This window comes from Streptomyces sp. NPDC054932, from assembly GCF_053610205.1.
In genome coordinates this window covers 1-16,138 of the sequence record NZ_JBSGXU010000022.1, presented here as the reverse complement: position 1 = coordinate 16,138, position 16,138 = coordinate 1, and the positions used below count along the sequence as shown (strand labels likewise).

Here is a 16,138-nt window from a genome sequence, read left to right as displayed (position 1 = left end):
CTCTACAGCGGCGCGTTCAGCTCGGCTTCGCGGCGGCTGAGCTCGGCGGCCGCCGGGTGGACGGCGGAAGCGCTCGTCGCATCGGAGAGCTTCAGGTACAGCTCGAAGGCCTCGTCGCTGCCGGACGGCGGGGGGACGATGAGCGGCGGGTCCTGGTGGGTGCCGGTCGCGCAGGCGGCGAGCTGCAGGCGCGGCACGAAGGCGTGCAGGGTGTTGATCCACTCGGCTTCGGCAAGCTCGCGCCCAGGTGCCTCCTCCCCGGCGTACGTGCGGAGCCAGCCCGCGTAGAGGGCGGTGAGGTGTTCGACGACCGCGGAGTGCCGGTACCAGCAGTGCGTGATCGTGTTGTGGAGCTCGAAGGTGCGGCGGAGCCAGTCGACCCATCCGCCGAGCTCGCGCATCCGGATCCGCCGCTCTTTGGGGTCCATGGCCGCCCACACCCAGCGCTGTGGCTCGGGCGTCTGGGGGGCTCCGGGCGGCATCGGCCAGAGATCTGCGGGGTTCAGCGGGTCCGGCACGTGCGCCTCCTGGGCTCGGTCTTCGTCAGCTCTACTTCTTGGCGGGGCTGGCCTTGGGCTCGGCGAGGAGCTTCTTGAGGTCCTTGTCGCGGAAGGTGAGGCGCATCTTCACCTTGATCGGCGGCAGGTTGGTGTATTGGGCGATGGCCGTGAAGTCGGGGAGCTGCTGCAGCGAGTGGACCGGCGCGAGGTCTGTCTCGGTGGCCTGGGTGTTGGTGGAGTGCTCGCCGCGGGATCGGCCGTGGCTGGTCTTCATGACCTCGGTCCGCCCGTACAGGCCGGAGAAGTAGCGCAGGGTCTCCAGGTCTCCGCAGCCGGGCAGCAGCATGCGCAGGCCGCTCGCGGACAGGACGGTGTTGGCCTTCTGGACGCCGAGGGATTCGCGGAGCTGGGACAGGTCGTGCCACACGGTCAGCATGGTGATGCCCATGCCGCGGCCGGTGGTGAGGATGTTGGGCAGCCGGGGGTAGCGCAGCATGTTGCCGGCCTCGTCGACGAGGACGCCGACGCTCGGGTCGATGGGCTTGCCCGTCGAGTTGTAGCGGGATTCCGCCGCGTGGATGGCGCCGGCGATCAGGGAGCTGATGAGCGGGGCGAAGCGGTCCGCGTCGGCCTCGGAGGCGATGATGCAGATGGTGCCCCGCTTGTCGAGCCACTCCTCGAAGTCGAAGTCCGAGCGGGAGCAGGTCTCGCGGACCTCCTCGTCGGCGAAGACGCGGGCCAGGACGTTGAGGCTGAACTGGATGGACCCGATGCCGTCCTCGTGCAGGCGCAACCAGGGCGAGGCGTAGTCGTCGGCGACGTCGGTGAAGCCGTGCGCGAGGAGGATCGCTCGAACGTGGTCGACGGCGTCCTTGCCCAGTGAGATCCAGCGGCGCATGTCGGAGATACCGCCGCCGGAGAGGTGGGCGGCGAGCAGGATGCCCTTGAGGACGCTCTTTGCCTGGTCGATCCAGGGGGCTGCCCGCTTGTCGTCACCGGAGGAAGAGGCCTCGGCCAGCCAAGAGGCCATGCGGTCGGCGGCCTTGGCGTCGGTGCAGTATTCGACCGGCGACCAGTGGTCGCCGACGCGGCCGGGAATGCCGGCCGGGGCGATGACCCAGACGGGACCGAACCAGCGGCGGCGGGCGTAGATGATGTCCAGGTCCGCGGCCTTGGTGGTGGTCACCACCAGGGGCCCTTCCCATTCGGCGGCGTTGGGCAGGACCAGGCCCGTCGTTTTCGACGATCCGGGTACGCCGAACACGGTGGCAGAGATGTTGGGCTGGGCGGCCACGACCTTCTGGGTCCGCAGGCCCCGGCCGGCGGTGATGCGGTTGACCCGCTTGCCCGGCTCGTTGTGGGCGGACATCTTCCGCTCGATCTTCGCTCCGCCCCACTGGGCTCCCCCCGAGCGGCCACCGAAGGACACCGCGCTGGCGACCTTGACGATGACGGCGCCCAGGGCGAGCACGAGGACGACGGTGAGCACGTAGAACAGCCAGGGGGGCGGGGCGGGCTGGTAGACGGAAGCCGGGCCCTTGACGAGGGCCGAGATCACCGTGACGGGAACACTGTCCGAACTGCCGACCCAGCCGTTGCCGGACAGCAGTCCGGCAAGCGGTCCGGCGAGCAGGACGGAGCTGCCGATGGTGACGACCATGCCCGCCCCGTACGCGGCGAGCAACGTGTTGTCGTCCAGTCCGGCGGCGGACGGGCCGGTGCGCTCGGACATGTCAGATCACCATCTTCTCGTCGGTCTCGAACAGCCGTTCCTCAGTGCGGGAGAGCATCAACTGGACCGCGTGCCCGCCGCCGCGGCCGACCTTCCACAGGGCCCGGCCGCGCTGTCCGGCGCCCCAGGAACCGATGAGGCGGCATTCGGAGTCGGTGAGTCCGATGGCCTCGCGGGTGATCTGCAGGGGCCGGGTGTCCTGGGCGAGCTGGATGCGGGTCTCGCAGGAGGCGATGAGGTCGCGTGCGATGGCGACGGCCTCAGAGCCGGCCGCGCCCACGCTCTCGAAGTCGCTGAGGCGGTGGGTGGCCAGAACCTGGATGGTGCCGGTCGCCCTCGACAGGCGCAGGTCGCTGTCGATCTTCTTGACCATCGTGGCCCCGCCGGAGCGCATCTGCCGCCACAGCTCGTCGCGGACAACGATCCACGGCTTCTGTCCGGGCTGGTCAATGGCCGACTGCGCCCAGGTCGACACGCAGGACAGCACCATCGCGACGGTCTCGTCGCCGTACTCCTGCAGGGCGGAGATGTCGACGGACTGGATCGGGGCGTCCCAGTCCAGGTCGATGGAGGTCGCCTCGTCGAAGAGGCCGCCGAGGTGGCCGGTGACCATCCCGCCGAGCGCGGAGCGGATGGAAGCCATCTGCTCGCGGGCACGCTGGACTTCCCCGTCGCGGATGCGCAGCTCGCGGGCCATCGCGTCGGTGGGGTCGCGCAGCCGGTCGTAGACGAGCGGGATGGTGGGCACGGCGAGGCGGGTGGTGCCGTGGAGTTCGCCGGTGACCTCGCGTACGGCCACGTCGAGGGCCTCCTCCTCCTGGGGCTGCAGGGTGCGGCGCAGTTGGAGTTCGAGCAGGGCCTTGAGCAGGGTCAGGCGGCGGCGGTGGATCTCGGTGAGGCGGGACTTGAGCTCGGCCGGGTCCTTGATGAGGTCCAGGCCGACACCGAGCGGACCCGCGTCCAGGGGGTTGAGGCGACCTGGCAGGCCGGGGCCGAGGCGTACGGGTTCCACGCCCAGGTGGCGGCACAGGGCCTGGTACTCGCCCTTGACGTCCCCGGCGATGAGCGTGCGGTGCCCGAACGCCATCAGCCGCAAGGCCAGCGCCTTGACGTGCGCGGACTTACCCGAGCCGGGGATCCCCGTGATCATGACGTTCGGATTCGTGCACAGCCCCTCCTTCACCCACACCGCCGGATGGGCGCTGAAGGCCTCCGTGGTCAGAACGTTGCGGCCGATGTACGCGCCGATGGGCGGCAGGCTCGCCGCATGGAGGTAGGGGTATATCCCGGCGGCGTTCGCGGTGTCGGCGCGCACCACTTCCGTGCGCGGCACAGAGGCGGCCCGACCCGCGAAGGGCTGAGTCCAGCCCTTCCTGGGGGCCACCCGCATGGCAGTGTCGGGGTCTTCCAGCAGGCGTTCGCGCCGCTGTTCACGAGCGGTCTTCTGCTGCGGAAGCTGCACGGGCGGGCGGTCTGCAATGCCGGCCGCCTCGTCGATACCCATGGCTTCCAGCAGGGTGTCGCCCGCCGGCCGGCGGGAGAAGAGGCCCATCAGAATCCCATCCGTCGGTCGGGCAGGCCCTGGCCGAGCGGCAGGGCGCCGGTGGCGAAGCCGGTGTCCTGGGCGCCCCACATCCGGCGCACCTCCAGGCCGGACGCGGCGGCGTCGGCCTGCAGTTCGGCGCAGGCGGTCTCCAGCTCGCCGAGCTCGGTGACGGTCACAGTCAGGACGGCCGTCATCCGCATGACGCCCTGCCCGGAAGCGCGGGCGACGTCCTGCTGACGGGCAATGGCCTCCTCGCGGCGCTCGTCCTCACTCTCGTCCCTGCCCGACTTCGCACGCAGGTGTCGGGCCGAGCTCCGCTTGGCCTTGTCACGGGCGAGTTCCTGGCGGGCCCGGCGCGGGCCGATCGGCTCGTAGAGCAGGGTCATGGCCCGGCGGGCGTTCTGCCGCGGCCGCATAAGGGGCTGCAGGATCGTCGCGTACACCTCGGCCTGCGGCCAGGTCCGGACCTGGTAGGACACCGACCAGGCGCCGTCGTGCCGGTAGACGCCCCAGACCGTCTCGGTTGCGGCGGGGCCGGCGAGGTCGACGTCGACACCCGGGGCGGTGCCCGTCCAGTCGGGAGCCTGGGCGGCGGCGTTGCGGGTGGCGAGCATCTGCTGGGCCTCGGGGTCGTACGCGGTACGCACGGTCGCCGCGACCTTGCGGGGCGGAAGCCACTCGGTGACCTGCAGGCTCGCGGTGGACAGCGCCTGGCCCATGGCGTGCAGTTCGCGTACGAGGACGGCCGCGGCACCGGTCTGGCCGCCGCCCGCGCCCTTGATGGCGAGGCGGGCCCGGGCACTGGAGAGGGTCACCGTCAGATACGTCTCACGGGTGGCCGCGGCGGGACCTGCGCCGTCCATCAGCTCGGCGAGCGCGGTCACCGCGGCGGCCGGCGCGTCGGAGGTGACGTGCCGGGCGGTCCAGGAGGCCAGGGCCGCGCCGTCGTCGGGCAGGCACCGCTGGTGGACTGCGATCCGGGTGACCGGGGAGTCCTCGGTGCAGTAGGACCGCAGGAACTGCGCCCAGGACGCCACCCGCGCGGCCTGCTTGTCGGTGTCGACCAGGGCGAGGCCGGGGAAGGTGATGCGGGCGATGGCGCTGTAGGTGCCGGCCACGGGGTCGTGAACGACGCCGAGCTGTCCGCCGAGCCCGTCGGGGGCGTCGAGGATCCGCAGCCGGGCCAGTACGCCCGGCAGGTCCATCGGCTGGCGCCCGGTCTTGGCGGAGCGCGGGGCGAAGGCGCCGGAGAAGAAGAGGTTGCGTCGGGTAGCCACGGAGATCTGGTGCCTTACTGCGAGAGAGATCCATTCGTCTGCGCTGAGCCCCGAGACCCGCCCGAAGGCGAGGGCGATCAAGACCAGCGCGATCGGCACGCACACGAACGCGGCCTGCCAGCCGACGTTGAACGGCATGAGCGCGAGCAGGGAGGCCGCGGCGACCATTGCGAAGCCGGGTCCGGACAGGCGTCCGATGAAGCCGGTCGTCTCGGACTGCCAGCCTCCGTAGGAAACGGGTTGTGACATGTCATCCCTCGCTTGAGGAGGAGGCTGGTTCGGGCTGCGGATCGGGCGGTACCTCGGCGGGCGCCCCAACCGGAGCGGGCGCGGGGCCCCCTCCGCGGCGCGGGGCGATCACGACGTGCCGTCCGCCGCCGGAACCCTGGTCGAGGCCTGCGTGGGCGGCCGTGTTGGACAGGCCGGACTCCAGGGAGTCCTTGCCGGCTGCCACCACCTGCAGGCCGAAGGCGGCCATGCCCAGGGCCTTGCCGCCGAAGCGGGCCGCGGCCTTGACAGGCCCGCCGCCGCCCCCACCCGCGGGAGCGGCTGTGGGCGTGGAGTTCTCCGACTCCAGGGCCTTGGTGTAGCCGGGGCCGCCGCCGACCGCTCCGGCGCCGCTGGGGTCCGGACGGTATCCGCCGCTCGACGAGGAGGCGGAGGAGCCGATCGAGCTGATCCACCCCGAGGCCATGGAGCTCCCCGCGCCGTTGGTGGTGAACACCATGAACTTCGCCAAGACCGGCCAGCAGAAGCACGCCGCCAGGAACATGACGAAGCCGACGAGCATGTTCTGCACGCCCTTGCCCTCGGACATGGCGAAGAAGCCGATGGAGAACACTGCGACGATCGCGGGCTTCATCAGGACCAGGGCGGTGAAGGCGTTGCGGGCCTTGGGCCACCACTCGGCGGTGGCGTCGGAGAGCTGCCCCGCCAGCGTGATGGGCATCGTCGCGATGATGATCACGATGCCGACCTGCCGCATGAGCATCTCCACCCACAGGGCGGCGATCGCCAGGATGCAGACGATGCCCATGACGATGACGACGCCGACCGCGGAGGCGGCCACCGTCTCACCGGCGATGAGCGCGCCGCCGATGGTGGCGGTGCCGCCGCCTCCGGTGATCAGGCCACCGAAAAGGGTGCCGAGCTGCTGCTGCATGGCCTGCGTCGCCCCGTCGCTGCCACTGCCGCCACCCTCAAAGGTCTTGTTGATGATCCAGGTCGAAATCGCGTCGGACCAGTCCAGGGCGGTCTGCGCGACGACCAGGTAGACGGAGGAGATGACGGCCCACTTGGCCAGGCCGATCAACGCGGTCGCCGCCGGCCCGCCGTCGTGGCTGACCGCGACCTTCCCGAACTGGATCAGCAGCAGGAAGACGGCGAGGACCGCAGACAACGCGGTCATCATCATCGTGAACTTCCCGACGCCGGTGTCACCCAGGTTGATCGAGGAGTTGTCGTTGAAGATCTCCGCGAACTGCGACAGCAGCCAGACGACCGACTTCCCGATGTAGCTCGCGGCTTCCTTCAAGGCGTTGGAAGCGAACTCGGAGAACTTTCCCGCTACCCAGTCCAGCGGCCCCTTGGCGGGCGGCGGATACTTCGCCTCGCCCTCCTTCTGGCACACCGAGAACGGCCTACCGTCCTTCACTACGCAGGCGGTGAGGTACTGGTTGAGGGGCTCGTAGTTCTTCCACTGCTTGTCGGGGAAGTCCTTGCGCCACCTCTCCAATCGGCGGGTCTCGGCTTCTCTCCGGTCTTCCGGGGAGCACTCGGCCGCACCGTTGCCGTCCGCGCCCTCGCAGGGAATGGTCCTGCCGGGGAAGGGCGGGTCATTCGGTCCCGGCAGGTGGCACTTGTTGATGTCGCCGATCTGGTCGACCAGGCAGTATTTGCCCTGTGGGTCGAGGCCGATGCTCCAGTCCTGCGCCCACTCCTTGGGGATGGGATCGGGCGGGCCGACGGACGCGTGGTACTTCGGATCGTCCGCAGCGACAGCGATGGAGAGGGTGGCGCCGGCACTCAGGAAGGAGAGCAGCGCGCACAGCAGGACGACAGCGCGAGTGGCCCGCTGGAAGCGGTCAGCCGGCATGGCGCACCTGGGCCCACCCGTCGGTCCAGGCGAATCGACTGGTGGGCTCGTAGGCGACTGGGAAGTCGCCCAGGCTGTCGAACTCGTCGGTGAACTTCCACGCGCCGTCCTGCCACTTCACGATGAAGTCGACCGTGTCCCCCCGCAGAGGGTTCTCGTCGCGGCCGCCCTTGGGTCCGGTGGCGAAGCGGTCGTAAGAGAGCCACACCTGCATGACGTGCCCGACCGGCAGGCCAGGCGCGTTGAGGGTCTTCGCCCGTGCCGCGTGGACGGCGGTGTTGAAGCTGACGTCGGCCGGAATGCCTCCCGACGGGGGAAGGCCGATGGCCTCGCGCATCTTGCGGATCTCGGAGACCCGCTTGTCGACGTAGGCGGGCGCATCCTTGGACGCCACCGCGGTCAGCTGCTGGCGTGCCTTCTCGTCGTCGAGCCAGGCGAACTCCTCCCAGAAGTAGACGGCAGCGGAAATGCCGCCCACCGGGGAGGCCGGGAAGCCGGTGGATACGCCGTCCTTCTGTCCGGTGCGGGGCGACAGCACGATCTTCTTCCCCTTCTCCGGGGTCATCGGGCCGTCGGAGGAAGCGCCACTGCTCGTCGGAGCGGGTGCGCTGGCGGACGGAGTTGCCTCGGCCTGCGGCTTTCCCTTGGTGTCGTCCCCCATCAGGGTGGCCGCGGTGAATCCACCAGCGACCAGCAGGGCGGCCACCGCGATGACGATGGCGGCAAGGATGAGTCGGGCTCTGCGGGCCTTGAGCCCGTTGGACGAGTCCACGCTCACGCGCTCGTCATCGTGAAGACGGCCAGGACCAGCGAGGACGTCAGCCCGATGCCGCCCGCGCCGATCAGGCTCCACAGCACGCTCTGCTTGCCGCGGGCCGCCAGCGCGGCCCTCTCGGTGTTGTGGCCGATCGCAACGAGCGCCCATCCGCTGAGCCCGCCCAGTACGGCGAGGGCCAGGCCTCCGCCGGCGGTCCAGGCCAGGATCGTCTTGGTCGGGGTGTTGACCGCTGCGGGCAGCGCCGGGTCGAAGTCGGGCACGGGCCCCACGCCGTCGGCCAGAGTGGCGACGGCGGGGTCGCTGGCAAGGGTGTACAGGCTCATCAGGAACTGGCTCATGTTCGGTGTTTCCTCGTCAGACGGCAGCAGGGACTGCAACGGCAGGGAGCGGGGCGGGCTGCGGAGCATCCGGCAGCGGGTCGCCGAAGGATTCGCGGGCGGCGGCGAGCACGGCGGTGGCCAGCTCCCGGGCCGCCTGCCGGGTTCGCGTACGGATCCGGGCCGGCTGGGCCTGGAGTCCGTTGGCGCGGATGTCTGCGTCGTGGGGCAGGTGGACCACGGCCGCCGCACGGGCGGAGAGCATGGTGGCGGCTGCCCGGACGACGGCAGGCGGGCGCCCGTCCGCGGTGGCGGCCAGAACGACCACGGTGCGCTGCAGCGGCAGTCCTTCGGCGTGCAGCACCATCACGGCCTGCTGGAGGGTCTGCATGCCGTCGGCGGTGGCCTGGGCGCACAGGACCGGGACGGAGAAGGGCAGGTCGCACCAGGCGCGGGTCAGACTCGGAGATCCAGAGCACCGGGCCGCGAGGACGTCGTGCGCTATCGGGTGGGCGGTGTCCGCGACAACGGCCTGCCATCCGCCAGCGGCGCCCAGTTGGTACCAGGCGGCCGGCTCGGGCGGCAGGCTCAGCGGGGCGGCATGCCACTCGCGTCCGTCGGTCACCACGTGCCAGCCACCCTCGGCGGCCCTGCGAATTGCCGCTGCGCCTCGGACCACACCACGTGTCAGGGGCTGGTCGTGCGGGAGCGCAGCGAGACCGGCAGCGGCCTGTGACCCGCCGCTCCAGGTCGGCCAGGGGGAGGCGAGGCGGGGGGCCAGGTCCAGCACGACGGTGTCGGCCGCCACGGCCAGTTCGTCGGCGAGGAGGTGCGCGACGGTGGAGCGCGCGCTGCCTCCGGTTGCAGCCATCACCGGCACGACAAGGCGCGCGGTCTCGGGCAGCCCCAAGGGCGCCGAGTTGCCCCTTTTACCCATGATTCCCCCAAAGCACGCCACGCAGAGCCGTCGCTAATGTGAACTTCACATGGTCACCGGCTCGAAGGTGAAACGCATCGGCACCTTACACCGGCCATTCCGAATTGACTGAGGGATATTCAGCGACCCCTCCCGCAAGCGGAAATGGCATAGTGTCACGATCTGCCACGCGATCCCAGATGGATCAAGTACCGGCCATGATGGCTGGATTGGGTCTTCGTGGGCGCAAATCAGGGGGACGGCCGAGGGGAATCGGATGGGGGCGAAACGGTGGCTGGGGGTAGCTGTTGCAGGGGTGGTCGCCACCCCTCTGGCCTTTGGGATCGGCGTCGTGATGCTCGTCGCCGCGCTCGCGGAGGACGAGAGCAAGGGACGCAGTGTCGGCACGTGGCCGACAGCAGGGTCGTTGAGGATCGGGGGTCCCGACGGTGTTCCGGCCGAGTATGCGCCGCTGATCCTCGCCGCCGCCGCTAAGTGCAACGAGGGGTTGCCGCCGGCCATTCTGGCTGCCCAGATATGGGCCGAGAGCAAATTCGATCCGACCGCGATCTCACGTGACCCCGTCACCAAGGCGCCGATCGCCTACGGCATCTCCCAGTTCATTCCCGGCACATGGGCGGTTGAGGGCCTGGACGGCGACGGCGACGGCGACAAGGACGTCATGGACCCGCGGGACGCCATCCCGAGCCAGGGCTCCATGATGTGCGGGCTGCTGAGGGACGCGAAGAAGCATCCCGAGTATTCCGGCAGCCCCATCGAACTGGCGCTCGCCGGGTACAACGCGGGCTTCGGCGCCGTCATCGAATACCGCGGCGTGCCCCCGATCGGCTTCGCCGACGGGCAGACGTACAACTACGTCAAAGCGATCATGGCGCAGTCGGTGAAGTACACCGCGGCCGTGGGCGGAGGCGGCGGGCCCGTTGAGCTTCCGGCCGGCTTCGAGCTGCCGCCCGACACCCCGCCCCAGGTCCGCACCGCCGTGGCCTGGGCCCTGGCCCAGAAGGGCGGCTGGTACCAGCTCGGCGGCGACTGCACCAACGCCCTCGGGTCGAACCCCCGGCACTGGTGCGACTGCTCGTCCCTGATGCAGCAGGCATACAAGGCGGCCGGGATCTCGATCCCTCGCGTGACCTTCGACCAGATCAACCTGCCCATCCAGGTGGGCTTGGACAGCCCGAAGCCGGGCGACCTGGTCTTCAACGCCGGCTCCGACGGCTCGGCCGCCAGCCCCGGGCACGTCGGCATGTATATCGGATCGGGTCTCCTGATCGAGTCCCCGCGGACTGGGGTCCGCACGCGGATCGTCCCGTACAGCAGCTGGCGCAACTCGACGAGCTACATGACCCGGGCGACGGGCATCCGCCGGGTGGTGGCCTGGTGACCGACACGAGCACAGGAACTCCCATGGACCAGACCCTCTTCCGCCCCTGGGGCGTCGTCGACCCAGGATTCTGGGCGGGCGCGGAAGTCGAAGAGGCCCTCTCCCCTCTCAAGGCCCCTCCTGCCGTCGAGGCCGCCGCCGACGTGAGTGGAGAAGTCGCCGAGCAGCTGGCCGCCATTCAGGCAGCTGCGTCCGTCGACCTTGTGCGCGCGAACGTCCTCGCCGAGGAACTCGACGCGAAGACCACGGCCGCGCACGGCGAACGGCACATCGAGACGGTGCGGGTCCGGGAGGTCCGGGCATACCTCGCACTTCTGACGGGTCACCATGAGATCGCGGTGGCCTGGTACCTCCACGTCGTCCGGCTGCACGCTGGCCTCCACGGACCTGAGCACACCGAGACAGTCCTCGCGGTCCGCCGGGCGTACAGCATGTGGGAGGCGCTGCCAGCCTCGGATGCCGTCCGTCTTGCAGAGGGCCTGCTTGAGGCCTTCGCGCAGCTGAACGGTGCCGGGACGGAAGCGGTCTCCCGCATGCAGGAGCACCTCCAGCAGCTCCAGCGGTCCGATGAAGGCCTCGCCGCGCCAGCGCCCACATCATGAACCGCAGCCGCTGAAGGAATCGCCGATCGTGCCCAGCGGTGGCCGGGCAGTTGCCTCTTCGCGTTCTAGGGGCACCGCGTCACGCACGTACGCCGACCTCGTTGGGCACCGGTGATGACCCCGATCTCCCGCGCCCCCGGCGCCAGGGCGCTCCGCCTGGTCGCCGTCGCCCCGCGCTGCCACCTGTGCCCGGACGAGGACCAGGTCCTCGCCGATCCGGCCCTCACAGTCACCTTCCACCCGGCCTCCGGTATCGCTCGCCGGGTCGCCCTCTGCGAGCCCTGCCACTCCGGCCGGCCCAGCCGAGGGAAGACGGACATGGGACCCGCCGACCTCGCGTGGCGGGTAGTGGAACGTGACGCCACAACCCTGCTCGCGGCGTACGAGGAACGCCGCTGGATCCCGTACCGGGGCGAGCTGGAGTTCGCCGCCGGCCTCGCGCGGATGGCCTGGACCGAGGAGTCGGTACGGGCCGCCGTGCGCGACGCGGACGACACCGTCTATGCCGGGAAGCTGGTGCAGCACGCCCTGGAGGGCGGAAGCGCCTACCTGCTGCTGCACCATGTCGCCCCCGACGACGCCGCGCTGCACTCGCTCCGGCGCCTGGTCGACGTCCTCGCCACAGCCGCGGAGCAGCCCCCGGGAGGGCACCCCGGGGACGCCGCCTGACCGTCTCGTACATCGCGAACTGGCTTGGGGGTTGGCAGTCATACCAGTCAACGGTCGGACAGGTGGCCAGCAGCGGCCTGCTGCTCGTTCAGAAGCAGGCTCTTACGCTCGCGGCGGCTGACTCCCGCGATCCATCCCGACCCCGGGCCTGGCGGGGACCTGGTGCTGCTGGGATGGGGAAGGAGTCCGTGTCGCCGGAGAGGGTCTCTGGCCCTGCGGTCCTCGCAGGGTGGCGGCCCGCTCGTCGGCCTCGCGGGCGTGCCGGATGGGCGCCGTGGCCCGCATCTCCTCGCGGAGGGCGTTCTCCTGCTGCATCTCGACCACGCTCGCGCGGTGCCGCATGGCCACCGTGCGCTGGGATAGTGCACTGGCCCGCAGCTGCTGAACGTCCTCGGCGACGCGGGTGTCGAGGCGAGCGGCCAGTACGGGGACGCGCTGCTGCATCGCCTCCAGGACAACGTCCATCGCCGGGACGTCCTTGGGCGGGATCGTGGTCCCGCCTGGCGCAAGCAGGGAGATGTGCGGGTAGGCGGTGAGGGCCTGCCAGCCCTCGCGCAGCGCCTGAGCGGATGCTCGCGAAGCCCGCTGAACCTCGTCGATCGCGGCCGCGTGCTGCTGCTGGTACTGGGTGGTGAGCGCGAGCGTTTCCTTCCGGCTGGTGCCAGCCAGCCGGAGCGCCATCCGGCCCTTCTGCGCGGACTGCTCGATCCGGTCCAGGATCCGACGCATCGACTCGGCATGCCGCTCCGCCGCAGCGTGACGCGCTGCTTCCTCTCGCGCCCGCTGCGTCCAGCCGCCGGACCGGGAGAGAACCTCGTACGCCTCAGCGGCGAGTGCCCCTCCCGGGGTGATGGGGGCGTCCAGCCTGCGCTGCTGTTCGCCGGCCTGGCGCTCGTGCTCGGCGGCCAGGTGCTCGGCGCGCTGTGCGGCGGCGGTCTCCTCGGCTGCCCGGGCGGCCAGGTGCTGTGAGGGCAGGTGCCCGTACGGGCGCTGCTGCCACGGGGTGTAGGCGGGCTCTTCCTTGACCAGGGTCCGGGCGGCGGGGATGCGGGTGAGCTCGTCGGTGACCATGGTGTCTTCGGAGTCGGCCTGCAGGATGCGGCCGTACGCGGCGACTGCACGGTCCAGGCGGTCGGCGTCGGTGCGTACCGGGCCGAGGGCGGCCCGGGTGGGGTGGTCTTCCAGCTCGTCGAGCGGCAGGTAGAGGTGGCTCTCCTGGCGGGCGCGGGACATGGCCGGGTAGAGGCTGTGGGAGTCGGCGTGCAGTCCGTAGGCGATGGTGACGTCGGCGGTGAGGCCCTGCGCGGAGCCGATCGTCATGGCGTAGGCGTGGGTGAGCCGGCCCTCGGCGATGTCGCGGGCAGACATCCAGGCCTCGTTCATCACGAACCCGCCGGCCGGCTGGGGGCGGCGCCACTGGACCAGAACACCCTGCTTGGCGTTCACCTCCAAGACGATGCCGCGGAAGCCGTTGAGGACGTCGACCGCAGACTCGTCCCGCCGGCTGCGGTAATCGTTGCGGCGGATGTGGACCAGGTCTCCGGCAGCGAACTGGATCCGTCCTCCGCCCGCGACCGCGTACGTACGGCCTGCCTCCAGCTCTCCGGAGGCGACGAGCGCGGCGCGGGCGCCGGCATTGAGGGTGGCGACGTCCGCGCGGCGGGCGGCGAGCAGCAGGAGGTCGGAGACCTGGCCGTGGGGGTCACCGGCCCAGCGGGTCCGGGCTTCGTTCCAGGCGCCTAGCATCGAGGTCAGGGCGTCGGTGGCGGTGTCCTCGGCGTGGACGCGGCCGTGGGCGGCGAAGGCGGCGAGCGCGCTGGTGCGGCCGCCGCTGCGCCAGTCCTGCAGGGCGGCCCGCTCCACGATGTCGCGCTGGCGGCGGTTCTCGGTGAGCTCCAGGCCGTCGACGATGCGGTGGATGCGGGCGAAGCCGCCTCCGATGCCGACCGCGCGGAGCTGGAGCGGGTCGCCGACGGCGACGACCTTGGTGCCGGTGCTGGCGGCATGCCGCAGGAGTGCGGCGAGCGCCCGGTCGTCGACCATCGCGGCCTCGTCGATGACCAGTACGCCGACCCCGTGCAGGCCGCGGCCGCCGCTGACCTCGCGGGTCCACGCGGCGATGGTCTGGGACTCGATGCCCGCCTCGGCGGCCAGGTTCGCGGCGGCGACGGCCGCGGTAGAGGCGCCGACTACGCGCAGTCCGGCGGCTTCCCAGCCGGTGCGGGCGGCCTGCATGAGGGTGGTCTTGCCCGCGCCGGCGACGCCGATGACCGCGTCGACCGCGTGACCGGCGGTCAGCAGCCGCATCACCACGGCGCGCTGCTCGGCGCTGAAGACGAAGGGGCGGTCGGCGGTGGAGTTGGCGACCTCGACGGAGGCGAGCGTCATCTCCGCGGCCTCGGCGGTCAGCTGGGCCAGGTGCTGCTCCAGGCCGGCCGTGGCGCACTCGATCACGGTCTGCTCGGCGGCCACGACGGTGGTGTGCGTGTAGCGCTGCCGGTGGGCGTGGTGGCCACGGTTGGAGTCGGCCAGGCGGACCGCGTGGCTGCCCACCGCGAGGACTTCGTCCGTCAGCGCGGTCAGCTGCTGCGTCGACAGCAGGAAGGGCAGCGTCTTCGCGACGGCCGCCATCACGTGCGTGTGGGAGACGGTCTTGCGGGACGCGGTCAGCCCGTGCTCGGCGTCCCAGATCTGGGCCGCGATCTCGGCCGGGCTCGGCATCCGCGGGCCGCCGCCCGCAGACAGCGGCGGCGCCGAACCGTCGCGCCCGGGCAGTGCGGCCGCGACCATCGCGTCGACCGCGGCCTCGCCGCCGAGTTCGGCGGCCGCCCGGGTGCGCCAGGCCTCCCTCGGCGCGTCCGGGCCGGCGTCTTCCTTGGCCTCCGCGCTCTGGCGGGCGGCCGTCTTCTGCTGCTCCCGTGAGGCGCCCTCGCCCGCCAGGTCGATGACCTGCTGGTGGCGCCGGGAGAACGCGTCACGCAGGCCTTCGTCGACTCCGGCGAGCTCCCACGCCCCGGTGGTCGCCGAGCGCTCGAAGCGGGCCCCATGCGTCTCCGTGAGGCGGGCCCGGAGCCGTCCTTCGGCGATCTCGTTGATCAGGTGGGCGTAGCGGTGCAGGTCCTCGCCGCCGCCCGCGATCGTGCGCCACTTGCCGTCCGCGCACTTCGCCATGTGCGCGATGTTCACGTGGACGTGCAGGTGCGGGTCGCCGGGCGAGCCGTCGACCGGGCGTGCGGAACGGTGCAGGGTGGTCCAGCCGATCAGGCCGGACGTCTCCACCCGCTCAGCCTGCTGGCCGTCCCCATGGTGGCCGGCCATCCCGTACGCCGCCCACTCCTCCAGCGCGTGCACGGCTTCGGTGACGGATGCCAGCCAGTCCTCCTCGATCCGCCCGGCGAGCTCGGCGCCGGCCAGCCCGTAGGCGGCCGAGATGCTCTTCGGCAGATCGAGGGTGATGTCCACGCCGCGCAGGCCGACGTCGACGTGGTGCCGCATCCACTTCCTGGCTTCGGCCACCGTGTCCGCGCCGTACAGCCCATCGAGGACGAGACCGGCAGCCGCGGCCAGACGCTCCGCGTCGGCCAGCGGCAGCAAGTGACTCTCGCCGTCGCGCAGGATGCCGCGCTGGGCCCGGTCGAACCGCTTCGCCAGCGCGGGCCGGCCCAGGTACTCCGAGACGCTCTTCCCGGCCGCGGCCGCCGCCTCGGAGACAGCGTCCACGAGCACGTGCGCGGTGACCTTCCCCCGCGGATCGAGTGCCTTCTTCCGGGCGACCAGCTGCTCGCCGGTACGCCAGTCCCGACCGTCCATCAGGGCGTGTGCGGCGTCCGGATCGACACGCTCACCGGCGACCAGATCCAGCTCGACCAGGCCGCCGCCGATCCACCGCAGGGCGCTTTCTCCGGCGAGCCGGTACTCGACCTGGGCGTCCTCGGCCCGGTCGCATCCGCAGTCTTCGCTCAGCCGGTACTCGACCTGCTCGGGGGCGTAGATGGGTGTCGCGTACCCCACCTGCCCACCCCCTCATCCGGTGCCCACCGCATCGCGATCCATGATCGCGTATCGAAGATACCTGGAGTGCTAACGAGATTGAAAGAACTGAGCCTGCGGACGAACAAGCGACCCCATTTAGCCATGCTCATGACAGATCAACGGACGTATATCCACCTCGAATTCGACTGCTTCCGGCATTGGAGAGTCCTGTCAGCGGATTGCTGACAGGACACTCCAATGCCCGGGTGTCTTATAAACATAACCGGTCCCACCAGACCACTCCGGATCTCGTTTTGGCGCGGGTGGGGGGT

General features: G+C 70.9%; 12 protein-coding genes. 3 read left to right on the top strand and 9 right to left on the bottom strand.

The window, feature by feature from the left end; all coding sequences use genetic code 11:
• Positions 1–2 precede the first annotated feature (2 nt).
• The 8 genes from ACWGE1_RS09155 to ACWGE1_RS09120 are packed head-to-tail and all read right to left on the bottom strand — an operon-like array spanning position 3 to position 9,116.
• A complete protein-coding gene (locus ACWGE1_RS09155) occupies positions 3–518 on the bottom strand; it encodes a hypothetical protein (RefSeq protein WP_453419878.1) in 516 nt (171 codons plus the stop codon).
• Positions 519–549: 31 nt separating this feature from the next.
• Complete coding sequence (locus tag ACWGE1_RS09150) at positions 550–2,232, bottom strand: type IV secretory system conjugative DNA transfer family protein (RefSeq protein ID WP_453419877.1); 1,683 nt, start codon at positions 2,230–2,232, stop codon at positions 550–552.
• A gap of 1 nt (position 2,233) precedes the next feature.
• Positions 2,234–3,784, bottom strand: coding sequence for a type VI secretion protein (locus ACWGE1_RS09145; RefSeq protein WP_453419876.1), 1,551 nt, complete (start codon positions 3,782–3,784; stop codon positions 2,234–2,236).
• Positions 3,784–5,304 (bottom strand): SCO6880 family protein, encoded by a 1,521-nt coding sequence (locus tag ACWGE1_RS09140; protein ID WP_453419875.1) that lies wholly within the window; start codon positions 5,302–5,304, stop codon positions 3,784–3,786. Before ACWGE1_RS09140 ends, ACWGE1_RS09145 begins: the two co-directional genes overlap by 1 nt.
• 1 nt (position 5,305) lies before the next feature.
• Positions 5,306–7,150 carry a hypothetical protein gene (locus ACWGE1_RS09135; protein ID WP_453419874.1) on the bottom strand — a complete coding sequence of 615 codons (1,845 nt, stop codon included), beginning with the start codon at positions 7,148–7,150 and terminating at the stop codon, positions 5,306–5,308.
• Positions 7,140–7,928, bottom strand: coding sequence for a hypothetical protein (locus ACWGE1_RS09130; protein ID WP_453419873.1), 789 nt, complete (start codon positions 7,926–7,928; stop codon positions 7,140–7,142). Before ACWGE1_RS09130 ends, ACWGE1_RS09135 begins: the two co-directional genes overlap by 11 nt.
• Positions 7,925–8,266, bottom strand: a complete 342-nt coding sequence (locus ACWGE1_RS09125; protein WP_453419872.1) for a hypothetical protein — start codon at positions 8,264–8,266, stop codon at positions 7,925–7,927. The genes ACWGE1_RS09130 and ACWGE1_RS09125 overlap by 4 nt, the downstream gene beginning before the upstream one ends.
• Positions 8,267–8,282: 16 nt before the next feature.
• The gene (locus tag ACWGE1_RS09120) at positions 8,283–9,116 is read right to left on the bottom strand and encodes a hypothetical protein (RefSeq protein WP_453419871.1); all 834 of its coding nucleotides are present in this window, start codon (positions 9,114–9,116) and stop codon (positions 8,283–8,285) included.
• Between the two features lie 322 nt (positions 9,117–9,438).
• Here ACWGE1_RS09120 and ACWGE1_RS09115 point away from each other — a divergent pair, with 322 nt between their 5' ends.
• From ACWGE1_RS09115 to ACWGE1_RS09105, 3 genes are all read left to right on the top strand, one after another.
• Positions 9,439–10,563: an NlpC/P60 family protein gene (locus ACWGE1_RS09115; protein ID WP_453419870.1), complete on the top strand. Its 1,125-nt coding sequence runs from the start codon at positions 9,439–9,441 to the stop codon at positions 10,561–10,563.
• Positions 10,564–10,586: 23 nt separating this feature from the next.
• Positions 10,587–11,165, top strand: coding sequence for a hypothetical protein (locus ACWGE1_RS09110; protein ID WP_453419869.1), 579 nt, complete (start codon positions 10,587–10,589; stop codon positions 11,163–11,165).
• Positions 11,166–11,279: 114 nt separating this feature from the next.
• On the top strand, positions 11,280–11,834 hold the full coding sequence (locus tag ACWGE1_RS09105) for a hypothetical protein (RefSeq protein ID WP_453419868.1): 555 nt from the start codon (positions 11,280–11,282) through the stop codon (positions 11,832–11,834).
• A gap of 102 nt (positions 11,835–11,936) precedes the next feature.
• Here the strand turns inward: ACWGE1_RS09105 and mobF are convergent, their stop codons facing one another.
• Positions 11,937–15,845, bottom strand: coding sequence for a MobF family relaxase (gene mobF / locus ACWGE1_RS09100; protein ID WP_453419867.1), 3,909 nt, complete (start codon positions 15,843–15,845; stop codon positions 11,937–11,939).
• Between the last annotated feature and the right edge of the window lie 293 nt (positions 15,846–16,138).

Bases quoted from the DNA above. Each gene is read 5' to 3' on its own strand.
- ACWGE1_RS09140 (WP_453419875.1), bottom strand. From the start codon at position 5,304: ATGTCACAACCCGTTTCCTACGGAGGCTGGCAGTCCGAGACGACCGGC.
- ACWGE1_RS09110 (WP_453419869.1), top strand. From the start codon at position 10,587: ATGGACCAGACCCTCTTCCGCCCCTGGGGCGTCGTCGACCCAGGATTC.
- ACWGE1_RS09125 (WP_453419872.1), bottom strand. From the start codon at position 8,266: ATGAGCCAGTTCCTGATGAGCCTGTACACCCTTGCCAGCGACCCCGCC.
- ACWGE1_RS09115 (WP_453419870.1), top strand. From the start codon at position 9,439: ATGGGGGCGAAACGGTGGCTGGGGGTAGCTGTTGCAGGGGTGGTCGCC.
- ACWGE1_RS09150 (WP_453419877.1), bottom strand. From the start codon at position 2,232: ATGTCCGAGCGCACCGGCCCGTCCGCCGCCGGACTGGACGACAACACG.
- ACWGE1_RS09135 (WP_453419874.1), bottom strand. From the start codon at position 7,150: ATGCCGGCTGACCGCTTCCAGCGGGCCACTCGCGCTGTCGTCCTGCTG.
- ACWGE1_RS09105 (WP_453419868.1), top strand. From the start codon at position 11,280: ATGACCCCGATCTCCCGCGCCCCCGGCGCCAGGGCGCTCCGCCTGGTC.
- ACWGE1_RS09145 (WP_453419876.1), bottom strand. From the start codon at position 3,784: ATGGGCCTCTTCTCCCGCCGGCCGGCGGGCGACACCCTGCTGGAAGCC.
- ACWGE1_RS09120 (WP_453419871.1), bottom strand. From the start codon at position 9,116: ATGGCTGCAACCGGAGGCAGCGCGCGCTCCACCGTCGCGCACCTCCTC.